Here is a 13,741-nt window from a genome sequence, read left to right as displayed (position 1 = left end):
GATGGAAAATTATGAATACAGAAACGGCCTTATTTTGGTTACAGGAAATGTTAACAGCAGTTGTAACACTATCTGCCCCCCCATTGATCGGTGCTGTGGTTATTGGCTTGGGTGTTGCTATCTTTCAAGCGGCTACATCAATTCAGGAGCTTACGCTTAGCTATGTACCAAAGATGATTGTTGTGGCTCTTATCCTATTCTTCTCCTTTGGTTTTATGCTACAATATGCCATCGGTTTTACCGAACGTGTCATTGAAATAATTCCCGAACTGATAAATTCATAACCGAGATAACTAAGAGGCTAATAATGTTATAATGACGCTGTTATCATCAACGTATATACTGGGACTATTCCTTATATTCGTGCGGATTAGTAGCCTAATAATGACAGCGCCTTATTTTAATTCGGCCGCTTTTCCACGTCGAGTTAAGCTGTTTCTATCGCTCATCTTAACCTTTATTTTGTCTTTTGTGATTCCCGAAGAAAGTGTCATGGGGCTATTAAGGCCTACGCTTCCTTTTGTGGCTTCAGCTATTGTGTTAGAGTTACTTGTGGGTGTTGCAATGGGATTAGTTGGGCAATTAATTTTTGCAGGCATCGAAATGGCAGGGCGATTAATTAGTCTTAAGATTACATTGAGTTTTGCCCAAATTGTAAACACGATGACCCAGCAAAAGACTGATGTAGTGGGGAATCTATTTAGCTTGCTGGCCATCTTTGTTTTTTTATCGATGGATGGAGACAAAATTTTTATTAATGGACTGGTTAAGAGTTTCGAGGTGATACCACTTAATCAGGCAAACCTGAAGCAGGCAGGTCCTTTCATGCTTGAGGTGGCCAACTACCTCTTTGTTATAGCCGTACAGATTGCAGCCCCATTCTTAGTTGTGCTTTTTATTTTAGATCTTTCTCTGGCAATTTTTGCTCGTATTATGCCTCAGGCCAATATTCTCTTTATCGCTATTCCTATTAAGCTATTATTGGGCTTTACGTTGCTTTCTTGGTTGCTTCCATACATGCCAGACGCTTTCGGAAAAATGTTTGAGCGTTTGTTTCAATATCTGGTTAACTTATTGGGTACCATGGCCTGATAGTATGAATGGGTTTTGTTTTACAACCATCAGTTTCGTAATGTGTAAGACGGTTGAGATGAAAAAATGTGGGGGGCTAAAATACGAGCTTCAAAGTACTGTTTAGAGAAGAGATAATGCTTATCTGGCGAGCATAGCGCTAAGAGTTGTGATCCTAACCAAAATATAATAGGCGGGATAAGCAGTAAGTATAGCCAATCAGTGGGGAAGAGGTTAGCCAACTGTGACTTTTTCTTTAATCAAATCATCTTTCAGTTGAATAAGAATTTTGCCAATAAGTTGTGAGATGCGTGCTTCTGAAAGTTCAAGTAGCATAGCAACTTCTTGCATGGTCATATCCTCATAATAGTAGAGTGTGAGAATGAGTCGGTCACGCTCTTCAAGCTCACCAATCTTTTCTTTAAGGATCTGATTCCGCTCCTTGTTCAGAAGGTTTTGGTCAGGTATTTCCGCATCAGCATTTTTGTGCACCTCATAAAAGGAGTTCGAGTCATCGTTATTGAAGCTGCTGTCGAGCGAAAGGGCATTGCGCGTCTGTACGTTGGAAAGAAGTTGACGATAATCCTTTAAATCCATATCCAGCTCGCGGGCTACCTCTTCGTCGCTGGGTTTACGGCCAAGCTTTTGAGAAAGTTTTTTGATAACTCTTTTGACAATACCATAATCCTTGCGTTTTTGCCGAGGAAGCTGGTCTATTTTACGGAGGTAATCGATGATATTACCACGAATTCGATAGTAGACAAAGGTATTAAACTTGATGTTGCGACTGCTATCATACGAATCCATCGCTTGGATGAGTCCGCTTATACCGGCACTTTCAATATCTTCTTTTTGCGTTAACGGTTGGTCAGGGATGTTAACCTTGCCAATAATGCTGCGGATAAGCGGCATCGATTTGCTGATAATCGAATTCCGCAATCCATCGGATGGTTCTTCGCAGTAAAGCTCGGCAAGCTCTTGTAGTGATTTGTCACTCATCATCATTTTCCACTTTCGTTCTGTGATTTATCACTGCCTTCTGCTGCAGCTGATCCCTTAGACATTGCGTTGGTATTATTTTGTACGATATTCAGCAAGAATATCGAGATATATATCAGGGAAAATAAAATCAGGAATACCACTAAACCACGGTAAAGAGCAATGTTCATGCTTTTACCCGATACCATGAGCAATAGAAATTGGATAAGAGATATAACTGCTATAATTCGTAGTAACATATTCCTAATATTTTATTATTCCTTATAATTTCATGTGTAGCACGATATTTGCAAGGCATGCTTGTAATTATTATTTCGGTTATAATTACGCTTGTAAAAGTTTATGGGCAAATTTTTCAGGATCAAATACAAAAAGGTTGTCCGAAATAGTAGGACCACTGCTGATGTACCGCAATTTATAATCAGTGTTGGCTAAAAGTTGGACTGTTTTTCCCCATTTAAGAGATTGATCAATGTGGGTAAATGCAATGTGATCTGTATCAATATCTTTTGCCAGCGGATCGTTAAAAGCTGTACCATTGACCGCCGTATTAATCAAGTAGTGCGTTTCTATTTCCATCTTTTTTTCTAGAAGTTCTTTTAAGACCATGATGTCTCCAATCAGTGTTTGTTCTTCCATTTCAAGGGCAGGGGTATCGATCAGGACGTGGTCGTACTTTTTCCACTTTGGGATGGAATCTTTGACCTGTTCTTTATTTCTTGTCCAGAAAAAATCGATGCCTTGATCATCGCAAAATGGTTCTAAAATGCTATATTTATTTTTTGCGCTGCCATTCGTTGGTGCAAAAGATGCAATAGCTATATTTTTATCAGTCCCCAAATCAGGTAACGATGCCAGTTTCATAATTAAGTGGGTTTTACCCGCTCCGGATCGACCAGCAAATAGCAAAACTTGTTTAGGCTTTCCTGCTTTTGATTGCCGCAGTAACTCATCAATATGGTGCAGTAGTTTAGAATGAAACAGCTCAGGCTGCTGATGTGGTTGAATGCCTTGCTCGGTGATACGCTCAAAGCACTTGTGAATCAATTTTTGAGATACGCCTTTGTGTAGCAGCCTGTGAAAAAGGGGATGTTCAGAATAAGCCGTATCGGGTGTGGAAAGGGCCAAATGCATCAGTGATTCCAGCCGGTCTAAGCGTTTGTGAATGTCAGTAGCACTGTTTTTTCCATTTTCTTCTTTATTGCCAGGAGCTGGCGACACACCGTTTGGCAGCTCTTTGACAAATTTATTGTACAGTGGCACCTTCTCTGTCGCTGAAGAAGGATTCATACTATTCAATGTTAGGATATCAAAATCTTGTCTCGGAGGTTGCTGCTTTGTATTCTCTTTCTTCCCTGCTGACGATTGATTTCGGATATCTTTTCTACTGTAAACATTATTTGTCGACTGCAGAGAGGTAGCTTCCTCTTGGGATTTTGTTGGGGATGGTTCAGCATCAGTGGAAGTATCTTTCTGATCAATAGATTCGCTATTATCATCCATTGATTGCTGCGCGGCATAATTACGAATAGATTCCAGTTTTTTATTTAATTGCTTGTCGGATGAGTCGTCATTTTGCGATTTTTTTTCTCCAGATCGCTCATACACAACGCCCCCCGTTGCTCTTTTGGTTGTCGTGTCTTTTTCATCCCTGGATTTAGTTTGCTGTTTCTGTTGCGAGAAAGTGTCCTTCCCATCCTTGTGGCTTTTCCCTTTGGGTATGATGCTTTTCAGCATTGAATAGTCATCCCTGTAGATTTGCAGTGCACTTTGCTTGGCAGCTTTAAATGTTTTGTCTATGAATTTGTTAAGTATCATACAGTTGCAGCTTCATTTAATTCTGCTTGTTCAATGCGCAGTCGATCGAACGTTTGGAATTGCACATTTTGGCTGATATCGTTATACGACAACACATTTATTTCAGGCAAAATTGGTGCCAAAAACTCAAAAAGGGTATGTCGCAACACTGGGGAAGTTAGTAAAACCGGGTCATATCCTTGGTGAATCATATTCTCAAAAGTACTTGAAGCACTTTTGTAGAGTTGCTCTACCACATTGGGTCCAAGCCCAAGCGTATTAGCGTTGAGCCCCCCCTGTTGAGCTTGTTTTATGAGTCGCGATTCCAGATTGGAATTCATCATTACAACTACAATTTCATTCTCGTCCCCAACAAAGCGTTCTGTGATAATCTCTGATAGCGATGCACGGCAGTATTCCGTAAGCACATCGGTGTTTTGAGTCTGTTGACAGTAATCAGCAAGGGTTTCTAAAATGGTAACCAGGTTGTTGATGGGGATACGCTCACACAGCAGGCGCTTAAGCACTTTTTGTATCTCCCCAATGCGCATGCCCTCAGGAACAAGCTCTTCAACAAGAGCAGGTGACTGTTCTTCAATGTTATCAACCAATCGCTTTACCATCTGTCGATCAATAAGCTTGTGTGCATTTTTCTTGAGCACTTCCATAAGGTGGGTGGTAATGACAGCGCCGGCTTCGATCACCGTAAGACCAAATTTTTCCGCTTTTGATTTATTTTTTCCGCTTACCCAGATGGCATCCATTCCAAAAGTTGGATCTTTTGTTTCAATGCCTTGGATGTTGGCATCAAAATCAGAGGGGACAAGGGCCAAGTGGTAATCAGGCAACAGTTCACCGTCCCCTTGCTCAATGCCGCGCATTTTAATGATATATCGGTTGGCATTGAGCTGTACATTATCACGGATACGTACCGATGGAATAATGATGCCCAACTCTGAAGCCAACTGCTTGCGCAACGATGTGATACGGTCCAGCAGGTCACCATCTTGTTGCTCCTCAACCATTGAAATAAGGCTGTAGCCAATTTCGAGTTCAAGCGTATCCATTAGCAAGTAATCTTCGACGGTATCAGTTTCGCCTTTGGGTAACTCTTGTAGTTCTTGAGCCTCGGCTTGCTTCGCTTCTTCTTCAGCTTGGTGTCGTTTATAAGCAAGAAAAATGAAGAGACCACCCATTAGTGCAAAGGGGATGAAAGGCATGCCTGGCATAGCGCCTAAAAAAAGTACAAAGCAGGCGCCCAGTATAAGAATTTTGGGATCTCCTAAAAGTTGGCTCGTTAGTTCTTTACTTAGGTTTCCTTTTGAAGCTGTACGTGAAACAATAATACCGGCAGCGGTAGATATAAGTAGTGCAGGAATTTGTGAAACCAAGCCATCACCAATAGTAAGCAAAGTGTACAGTTTAGCAGCTTCAGCCAGTTCCATCCCATTTTGAACCGTGCCAATTACCAATCCACCTATAATGTTGATGCAGGTGATAAGCAGGCCAGCTATAACATCACCACGAACAAATTTGCTGGCACCATCCATGGCGCCATAGAAATCAGCTTCACGGGCAATTTCTTCACGACGTTTTTTAGCCTCCTGATCGGTAATGAGTCCGGCACTTAAATCGGCATCGATGGACATTTGTTTTCCCGGCATGGCATCCAACGTGAAACGTGCCCCCACCTCGGCAATACGCGTGGCACCTTTTGTAATGACTACAAAGTTAATAATGATGAGAACAGCAAAAATAATGATCCCAATAACATAATTGCCCTGTACAATAAATCCTCCAAACGATTCAATGATAGATCCGGCATACCCTTCACTCAGGATCAGTCGTGTAGAGGCGATGTTTAGTGAAAGACGGAATAAGGTTAGAATAAGTAACATGCCCGGGAAAACGGCAAATTCAAGCGGTTTGAGTGTGTAAAAGGCTACCAGCATGACAATAATAGATAGCGACACATTTAATGCCAGGAAAAAGTCCATCAGCATTGGTGGAAATGGGATAATCATTATCAGCAAAATGATAATGATGCTTGATGAAATAAGAACATCAGTTTGTAGAAACCTGTTCTTTATTTTGCTTGTTGAAATATTTGTAAAAGCCATTTCCTACAGTTAAATGTTGTGTTTGTTTTTAAGCTTATAAACGTAAGCAAGAATTTCGGCCACTGCCCGATATAGATCTTCGGGGATATGCTGATCAACCTCAGCCGAGGCAAACAGCGCTTGGGCGACGGGTTTGTTTTCTACAATGGGAATATCAAATTCTTTGGCATATTCTTTAATCTTTTGAGCTCGCAGTCGCTGTCCCTTGGCCATAACCAGCGGCGCGCTATTTTCTTCAGGGTCGTATTGTAGCGCAATAGCATAGTGCGTTGGATTAGTTACGACCACATCCGAATCCATGACCGCATGATCGAGGCGTTTTTGTACCAGCGACCGGCCCATCTCCTTTCGCTTATTTTTCATGTGGGGGTCGCCTTCGGACTCTTTATGTTCGTCTTTTACTTCTTTTTTACTCATCTTAAGGTCTTCTTTGTGCTGATACTGCTGGTAAATGGCATCCACAATGGCAAGGATAGAAAGAGCAACTAACGTCCTGCCTAAAAAAAGGAGTACATAAGTGCCAGTCTCACTAATGTTGTATTCCAAAGGCATTACGGTAAAAGAGACGAAATGATCTACATTAAAAAAGACCGTGACGTAAACAACAATAGCTATGATTAACAACTTGAAGAATCCCTTCCCGAGCTCTACAAGCCCCTTCATGGAAAAGATATTTTGAATGCCGGTAATGGGATTTAGCTTCTCGAATTTTGGCTGAATAGCTTTAAGCGAAAAAGCGCCTTTGGTTTGTATCAGGTTAACGACCAAGGCGGTAGCCATCAGGACAATCAGAATAGGGGTCATAGCTTCAATACCGTATCGGAACGCAAGTCCCACATAAGCCACCCCGTGATTTTGATTATTGACAGCCATTTGGGCGTTTAAAAAAAATGTTTCAAAAAGCGCTTCAACCCGACCATACATAAATCCGCCCATACCCACGATAGTTAATACCGAAACCACCATAATCATCACGGATGAAATTTCGGTGCTGATGGCCACTTGCCCCTCCTCACGTGCTTTCTCAAGCTTCCGCTGTGTGGGGTCTTCTGTTTTTTCTTGGTCTGATTTGTTATCCGCCATAACGTGTTGATAATTCAAATATGGTACCATTTCCGGAATAATTGATTTAAGTGTTTTGGGGATGGCATTAGCGCTGGTGAGGGAGAAATAATCCACGATGACGGAAAACATTTCCATTTGTGCAGTATTTCTCGGGATTACAGTTACACCTCTATAAATGGCTTCTAAATAAGTTTTTAGGCTATATAAAAGAGCAATTTATACATCATTATATATTAAGGAGTGATCTTACAGGTGGATTATCACGGCTTAGAAAGCTGGAATTTTGGTGAGGTCAATTATTGGTGGCATAGAATTTGAACGTCTCATACCTCGGCCGGAGCAACCGGATTTTTAGTCAACAGGAAAATGGAGGTCCCCAAAACATGATAGATCGATTACAGGCTCAAATGCAGGCCATGCAGATGCTGATGAAGATGCAGGATGTTACGGCCAATAACCTTGCAAATATTAATACACCGGGGTTTAAGGGCAGTAATACTTTTCAAAACATGGTGCAGAAACGTATTGATGGCAAAATGGTGACCCAAGCTGTTCCTCAGCAGCAGGTTGATATGCAGCAAGGGGTGCTTGAACCTACAGGAAATCCGCTTGATTTTGGTATCAAAGGGAAGGGCTTTTTTGTGGTAGAAAATGGGGAGGGAGCTCACCTATCGCGTGACGGCCGCATGCATTTTAACAGTAACGGGTTCTTGGTGGATGAAAATGGATCGCGTGTAATGGGCGATTCTGGTCCTATTTATATGCCGGAGTATCTGAAGGCAACGGGCCGTGATGGCGATGAGGCAACGTTGGATGTTGCCGATGACGGGACGATTCGTTTGGACGGTGAAGTTTTTGATCGACTTCGAATTGTTCAAGTAGAGGATACGTCGAAGTTAGAACGTAGAGGGAACAACTATTTAAGTGCCCCTGAAGAGGCGATGGCAGATGATTCGTCAAGCAAAGTTATGCAGGGGTATTATGAATCGTCGAACGTTGATCCACTAACCGAAATGGTGGATATGATGAAAACGACTAAAATGTTTGAGTCACAGCAGCGAGCCATGACAACAACTGATCAAATGATGGGCCGAGCTACACAGCAATTAGGGAAATTTTAATCTAACAAACAGATAAACACTATGCCTTTTAGAGCTTTAACAACTGCTTCGCTTGGAATGAGCGCTCAGCAGAAATCAGTCGACAATATTGCTAATAATCTCTCGAATGTTAGTACAACCGGATTTAAGAAGAGTAATATCGCCTTCCAAGATCTGTTTTATGAGGATATTGCCGTTTCAAAGTCTGGTGGAGCGGCGAATAGGTTGTCAAATGACAGTCCACGTCTACAGATTGGCCACGGTTCTCAGGCGGTCTCAACAATTCGGAATTTTACCCAGGGCTCTATCTCGGAAACGGGTAATCCACTGGATATGGCCATTAGCGGCGATGGATTTTTTCGTGTTGAAAAGCCGGATGGCTCAATTGGTTATACTCGGGACGGAAACTTTACGCGTGACTCAACTGGAATGTTGGTGAATAGCTCTGGGTTGCCGCTTGCTGAATTGATTGAAGTGCCTATGGAGGCAAAAGCCGTGGAGGTTTCGCAGGATGGTACGGTAACGGCTCTCATGGGCGGTGATAATCGTGAGATTGAGCTCGGGCAAATTGAGCTGGCTCGATTTTCTAATCCCGCCGGACTTGATGCCGAGGGTGGGAACCTATTTAGCGAAACCCAAGCTTCGGGAATGCCTTTTATAGACCGTCCCGGCGCCGAAGGGTTTGGGAATGTACGGCAAGGATACCTTGAAGGATCTAATGTAGATGTAGTGACCGAGATGGTTCAGCTCATTGAAGCACAGCGGGCATATGAGACTAATTCGAAGATGGTACAATCAGCCGAAGATATGATGTCAGTAACCAATTCTATTAAGCGATAAATACGGCTTATCTTGAAATTACGTGCGACTATTTTTTTTCTGCTTATTTTTGTCAGCCTGGGTGAGCTGCCTTTGCAGGCAGGCATAGATAGGGGCGAGGATGACGAAATGAAATCGTTTATTCTTGATCAGGCCCAAAAGAAGTTAGCCCAGCGTTTGGCAAATGGTGAGGTTCGGTTCGAAATTCAACCCCGATGGATTCCTGATCAGCTTTTACGGCAATCTCCCGCTCAGATTACTGACATTCAGATACTGGGACAACTGCGAAGATACACCAATTTTGAGGTGACATATAGCCATCGAGGCAATCGTCAGCGTGTAGAAGTTCAGCTTAAAGTCAAGGTTGAGCAAAAGTTGCCTGTTGTTGTTGGCCGGGTCCGAAAAGGATCGAAGCTAAAAGCGGACGATCTTGCTATGCAATGGGTATCAATATTGAAAAATAGGGCCGCATATTATGCCGATACCAAAGAGCTAATCGGCAAGACACTCCGTCAGACCCTACTGTCAGGACAGCCCATCCGCAAGTCTTATGTGAGCAGAGATTTGATTATCAAGGCCGGAGACGAGGTACAAGTTTTTGTTAAGCGTAATGGGGTACAGGTTCAGGTATCTGGAGAAGCACGTGAGGATGGAGCGAAAGGAGATCGAATTACGATTTTTTGTAACAAAACCAACCGAAAATATGTGGGCGAAGTTATTCGTCCGGGAGTAATTCTATGGAAAAATACACTTTGATTGGAACATACACTGTGGCATTATTATTGGTCGCAGGAATCACAAGTACCACCTATGCACAGCGTTCACTGTATAAAGATAATAAAGCAATGCAGGTGGGCGATGTCTTGACGGTTATCTTACAGGAAAATATTTCTGGGAGTACCAGTGCCGATGCTCAAAACTCTTCAAATGCAGGCAGCGGCGCGGGCGGATCAGTGGGGGGGAACTTTATGCCGTTTAAGCCCACTTTTGGAGCAGACGCGGAAGTAAATTATGAGTCTGATGAACAGGTATCTACGAATCAGGGACAGTTATTGGAGGGATATATGAGCGTAGAAGTTACGGATAGATCACCCTCAGGAAATCTTATTGTCGAAGGATCACGAACGACCGAAATAAATGGCGAAAAGCATCAAATTGAATTAAGCGGCACGGTTCGTCCCAATGATATCAATGGTCGGAACGAAGTCTTTTCGTTCCGATTGGCCAATGCCCAGATTAATTATGAGAAGGAGGGAGGTATAAAAGGTGTGACAAAAAAAGAAGGATTTTTAAAACGAGCAATATTAACCGTAGCGGGCCTTGGTTTAAGTGCGGTAGCAGTGTTAAAAGCAATGAAATAGAACCTATTGAGGTTTCAGAAGATTACAACAATGAAGAAGCAATTAAACATATTTATAGCAGTGTTTGTGGTGGCCGTCCTGTTTCCCACCCAAAGTGAAGCTCAAACGCCACTGAGTCGATTGTTAAAAGTTAAAGGGGCCAATGCTACCAAAGTAGTAGGATATGGATTGGTTGTAGGGTTAGATCGTAGCGGCGATCGAACGATTAGTAGACGAGGGGCCCAATTTACTGTCCGCTCTATCGCCAATATGCTGGATAATTTTGGTATTAATGTTGATTCTGAGCGTCTTCGAACCCGGAACGTGGCCGCGGTTATTGTTACTGCAGATATTGGACCTTATCACGCATCTGGCAGTGAAATCGATGTCACTATTTCATCAATGGGGGATGCCAGTAGTCTTGAAGGAGGAGTTTTGCTGGAAACGCCGCTTTTAAATCCTGAAACAAAAGAAATTTATGCATTGGCTCAAGGGCCATTGGTGGTCGGTGGGATCAATGAAGAAATCGGAAGTTCCCGCTTTTCTCGCAATAGCTCTCTTACGGCTACCATTCCCGGTGGTGGTATTGTAGAGTATGATAATAACTTTCAATTAAATGCTGACCAACCGTTACAGCTAAGTTTAACGCAACCCGGATATACAAATGCGCGACAGGTGGTGGAAGCAATTAACGAAAGTTTTGATGAAGAATTAGCTACCGTATACAACCCTGGGATTGTACAGGTAGAATGGCCGGAAGCATTCCAAGCGCCTGGTATGAGGAATTTGTTTGTTAGCACGATTATGGATCAACAGGTTGAGCTGGAGAAGCCGGCTCGTGTTGTCATCAACGAACGTACTGGAACCATTGTAGCGGGCGGCGGCGTCACGATTGATGATGCGATGGTTTCGCACGGAAGTGTGCAGGTGCGGACACAAGTAACGCCTTTTGTAAGTCAGCCTCCGGCATTTAGTGGGGGAGAAACCGTGACTCTGCCGGTACCAGAAGTAGGGATTAGCGAGGAGTCAGCTCAAAATATTGTTTTGGAACCGAATACCAATGTACAACAGCTGGCTGGTGCACTGGATTCGTTGGGACTTAGTCCCCGTGATATTATTTCAATTTTCCAGGCCCTTGACCGTGCTGGTGCTTTGCAGGGCGAACTCATTGTGATGTAGGATAAAATAAACTTGAAAAGCATAATCTCATAAAGAAAGATAATTATGGATGTCAGTAGCATAGTAGAATCAATGCCAGTGGATCTGGACAAGAAAAATATTGCTCTGGAAAAGAAGGAAGAAGTTGCCATGCAGTTTGAAAAAATGTTTGCTAAGCAGCTGGTTAATGAAATGACTAAAGATTCTTTTAAAATGGGCGATAAAAATGGTGTTGCTGGACGGGCCAATAGCATGTACCGGCATCATATCACAGAGACACTTGCTACAGAAATTGCAGAACAACGGAAATTAGGAATGGCTGATATGATCTCGAAATATCATAAAGTGTGATGTCAATCAATTAATAATGAGATGCTGTAAGGAAGGGTAGGTATGGAATCAAATGAAGCTTTTACAGAGTTGGGGCAAATTGTTGATCGTCTTAGTAAACTGTCTGATGCTCTGCAGGACGTTATTAGTAAACAGGTAGAGGCCGTTGTCTCATCCAATGGAGATGATATTGAACAAAACGTTGAGGATTACACCCAGCTAAGAGAGGTATTCAAGGAACAAGAGCATAAGCTTGTAGGACACCTGCGAATGATGTTAAACAATGCTGGCATCAGTAATGTAGAGGTTCGTCTTGAGAATCTTAAAGAAGTCTACCCCAATAAGGGCGATACTATTTCTGGTTGGCAAATGAATCTTGAGCAACAGATGATAAGGCTTAGGAAGAAACATGATAAACTAAATAGCCTGCTGGAATTTGCGGTCGAAAAGAACATGCAGCTGATGCGCTCAATTTACAGTTTGCACAATAATAAAAATACACGGTACAGTGCCGGTGGAAGAAAAGAGGAAATTTCTTCCGGAATAGCACTTAATAAAGAAGCATAGATATGAAATCATTATTTGAAATAGCAAAGAGCGGCCTTCGTGGCTCTCAGCGATCCATGTCGGTTACTTCTAACAATATTGTTAATGCGGACACGCCGGGCTATAGCCGTCAACGTGTTGAGAAAACGCCTGATGGTATGCAGATGGATCAGTACCATGGAGGACTGGGAGTAAATATTGAGCAGGTAACCCGGTTGCGGGATGATATCAATGATAAATTGCTGAATAAAAAACAGCATGACATGGGCTACCTGCAAAAGAAAGCCGATGTATATGAGAAGTTAGAGGCATCGATGGTTACCGATTATGGAGACGATTTGGATACGCAGGTAGGCAGTCTGTTTGATAATTTTGCTGATTTAGCAAGTAATCCTCAGGATGTAAGCGTTCGCAACAATTTAATTAGCGAAACGCAACAGTTGACGAGCAAGTTGCGGTCAACGAGCTTGAATGTGGATGAAAATAGTGATCTTGTTAAGAATTTTGCCGGCAAAACGCTTGACTCCATCAATAGTCTGCTCAACGATATTAATGAGCTCAATGGATCGATTAAGCAGGCCCAGGCGAAGGGTAATCCTGACTTTTCCAGCCTTGATAAGCGAGTGGCTAAGATGAACGAACTATCGGAGTTGGTTGATTTTGAAAGCCGAAAAACCAGTACCGGCGCTATGGAGATTCAGATCGATGGGCATAGTGTGGTGGACGAAAATAAGGCGTACAACATTACCTCTGAAGTTGATGATGCGAATAAAAAGTTTCGTCTTCGGCTCGAAAATGGGCACGTCATAGAGCCCGAAAGCGGTAAAATTGGAGCCGAGATTGAAATGTATGAAGAAGGTATCCCTGAAATGAAAAAACGTCTTGATAATATTGCTTCCACCATTGTTTCGGAGGTCAATAACATCCATAACAGTGGGTATGGGCTGGAGGATAATATTCAGCGTGATTTCTTCAATTCTGCAGGTACAACGGCCGAAAGTATTACTATCAACCAAGACTTGATCGATAACCCCAAGCATATTGCAGCATCTGACACTGATGGAGAAGCAGGAAATGGAGAGGTTGCTTCAGCGATTGCCAGCTTGCGCAACCAGAAAGTGATTGGAGGAACATCTCAGAATCAAACCTTGTCGAATTATACCATTAGTACTATTAGTGAGCCGGGGGTAAATCTGGATGCGGTTACCAATAAGATGAGTACACGAGATTCAGAAATTCAAATGTTGAAAACACAGCAGGAAGAAACGGCAGGGGTTAATATTGATGAGGAGCTCAGTAACATGATGAAGTTCCAAAATGCGTACCAGGGAGCCGCCAAAGTGATGAGTTCTGCTCAAGAAATGTATGACACATTAATTAGTATAGTGAGGTAATA

Annotated in this window: 15 protein-coding genes; 10 read left to right on the top strand and 5 right to left on the bottom strand. The window is 42.6% G+C overall.

Annotated features, from left to right (window positions below; translation table 11 throughout):
- Positions 1-11: 11 nt before the first annotated feature.
- The gene (locus tag J6I44_RS00800) at positions 12-284 is read left to right on the top strand and encodes a flagellar biosynthetic protein FliQ (RefSeq protein WP_265764027.1); all 273 of its coding nucleotides are present in this window, start codon (positions 12-14) and stop codon (positions 282-284) included.
- A 31-nt stretch (positions 285-315) separates the two neighbouring features.
- Positions 316-1,092, top strand: a complete 777-nt coding sequence (gene fliR, locus J6I44_RS00795) for a flagellar biosynthetic protein FliR (protein WP_265764026.1) — start codon at positions 316-318, stop codon at positions 1,090-1,092.
- A gap of 213 nt (positions 1,093-1,305) precedes the next feature.
- Here the strand turns inward: fliR and J6I44_RS00790 are convergent, their stop codons facing one another.
- The 5 genes from J6I44_RS00790 to flhB all read right to left on the bottom strand — a co-directional run bounded on the left by J6I44_RS00790 (position 1,306) and on the right by flhB (position 7,187).
- Complete coding sequence (locus J6I44_RS00790; protein ID WP_265764025.1) at positions 1,306-2,076, bottom strand: sigma-70 family RNA polymerase sigma factor; 771 nt, start codon at positions 2,074-2,076, stop codon at positions 1,306-1,308.
- Positions 2,073-2,309 (bottom strand): hypothetical protein, encoded by a 237-nt coding sequence (locus tag J6I44_RS00785; protein ID WP_265764024.1) that lies wholly within the window; start codon positions 2,307-2,309, stop codon positions 2,073-2,075. Before J6I44_RS00785 ends, J6I44_RS00790 begins: the two co-directional genes overlap by 4 nt.
- 85 nt (positions 2,310-2,394) lie before the next feature.
- Positions 2,395-3,888 carry a P-loop NTPase family protein gene (locus J6I44_RS00780; RefSeq protein WP_265764023.1) on the bottom strand — a complete coding sequence of 498 codons (1,494 nt, stop codon included), beginning with the start codon at positions 3,886-3,888 and terminating at the stop codon, positions 2,395-2,397.
- The gene (flhA, locus tag J6I44_RS00775; protein WP_265764022.1) at positions 3,885-5,987 is read right to left on the bottom strand and encodes a flagellar biosynthesis protein FlhA; all 2,103 of its coding nucleotides are present in this window, start codon (positions 5,985-5,987) and stop codon (positions 3,885-3,887) included. The genes J6I44_RS00780 and flhA overlap by 4 nt, the downstream gene beginning before the upstream one ends.
- 9 nt (positions 5,988-5,996) lie before the next feature.
- Positions 5,997-7,187, bottom strand: a complete 1,191-nt coding sequence (gene flhB, locus J6I44_RS00770; RefSeq protein ID WP_265764021.1) for a flagellar biosynthesis protein FlhB — start codon at positions 7,185-7,187, stop codon at positions 5,997-5,999.
- A 248-nt stretch (positions 7,188-7,435) separates the two neighbouring features.
- Between flhB and J6I44_RS00765 the strand changes: the two genes are divergently transcribed.
- Genes J6I44_RS00765 through flgK form a run of 8 tightly spaced genes read left to right on the top strand, consistent with a single transcriptional unit; the run spans position 7,436 to position 13,739 of the window.
- On the top strand, positions 7,436-8,173 hold the full coding sequence (locus J6I44_RS00765) for a flagellar hook-basal body protein (RefSeq protein WP_265764020.1): 738 nt from the start codon (positions 7,436-7,438) through the stop codon (positions 8,171-8,173).
- Positions 8,174-8,194: 21 nt separating this feature from the next.
- Positions 8,195-8,992, top strand: coding sequence for a flagellar basal-body rod protein FlgG (gene flgG, locus J6I44_RS00760; protein WP_265764019.1), 798 nt, complete (start codon positions 8,195-8,197; stop codon positions 8,990-8,992).
- A gap of 12 nt (positions 8,993-9,004) precedes the next feature.
- Positions 9,005-9,727, top strand: coding sequence for a flagellar basal body P-ring formation chaperone FlgA (gene flgA, locus J6I44_RS00755; RefSeq protein ID WP_265764018.1), 723 nt, complete (start codon positions 9,005-9,007; stop codon positions 9,725-9,727).
- Positions 9,709-10,332, top strand: coding sequence for a flagellar basal body L-ring protein FlgH (locus J6I44_RS00750; protein ID WP_265764017.1), 624 nt, complete (start codon positions 9,709-9,711; stop codon positions 10,330-10,332). Before flgA ends, J6I44_RS00750 begins: the two co-directional genes overlap by 19 nt.
- A gap of 30 nt (positions 10,333-10,362) precedes the next feature.
- Positions 10,363-11,490 (top strand): flagellar basal body P-ring protein FlgI, encoded by a 1,128-nt coding sequence (gene flgI, locus J6I44_RS00745; protein WP_265764016.1) that lies wholly within the window; start codon positions 10,363-10,365, stop codon positions 11,488-11,490.
- A gap of 45 nt (positions 11,491-11,535) precedes the next feature.
- Positions 11,536-11,820, top strand: coding sequence for a hypothetical protein (locus J6I44_RS00740; RefSeq protein WP_265764015.1), 285 nt, complete (start codon positions 11,536-11,538; stop codon positions 11,818-11,820).
- A 42-nt stretch (positions 11,821-11,862) separates the two neighbouring features.
- Positions 11,863-12,366, top strand: a complete 504-nt coding sequence (locus J6I44_RS00735) for a hypothetical protein (RefSeq protein ID WP_265764014.1) — start codon at positions 11,863-11,865, stop codon at positions 12,364-12,366.
- Positions 12,367-12,368: 2 nt separating this feature from the next.
- Complete coding sequence (flgK, locus tag J6I44_RS00730) at positions 12,369-13,739, top strand: flagellar hook-associated protein FlgK (RefSeq protein WP_265764013.1); 1,371 nt, start codon at positions 12,369-12,371, stop codon at positions 13,737-13,739.
- Positions 13,740-13,741 lie beyond the last annotated feature (2 nt).

It is taken from the genome of Fodinibius salsisoli (assembly GCF_026229185.1).
Classification (GTDB): Bacteria; Bacteroidota; Rhodothermia; order Balneolales; family Balneolaceae; genus Fodinibius; species Fodinibius salsisoli.
Note: the sequence above shows the minus strand (reverse complement) of the source record. Positions and strands in the feature narration are given on the sequence as shown.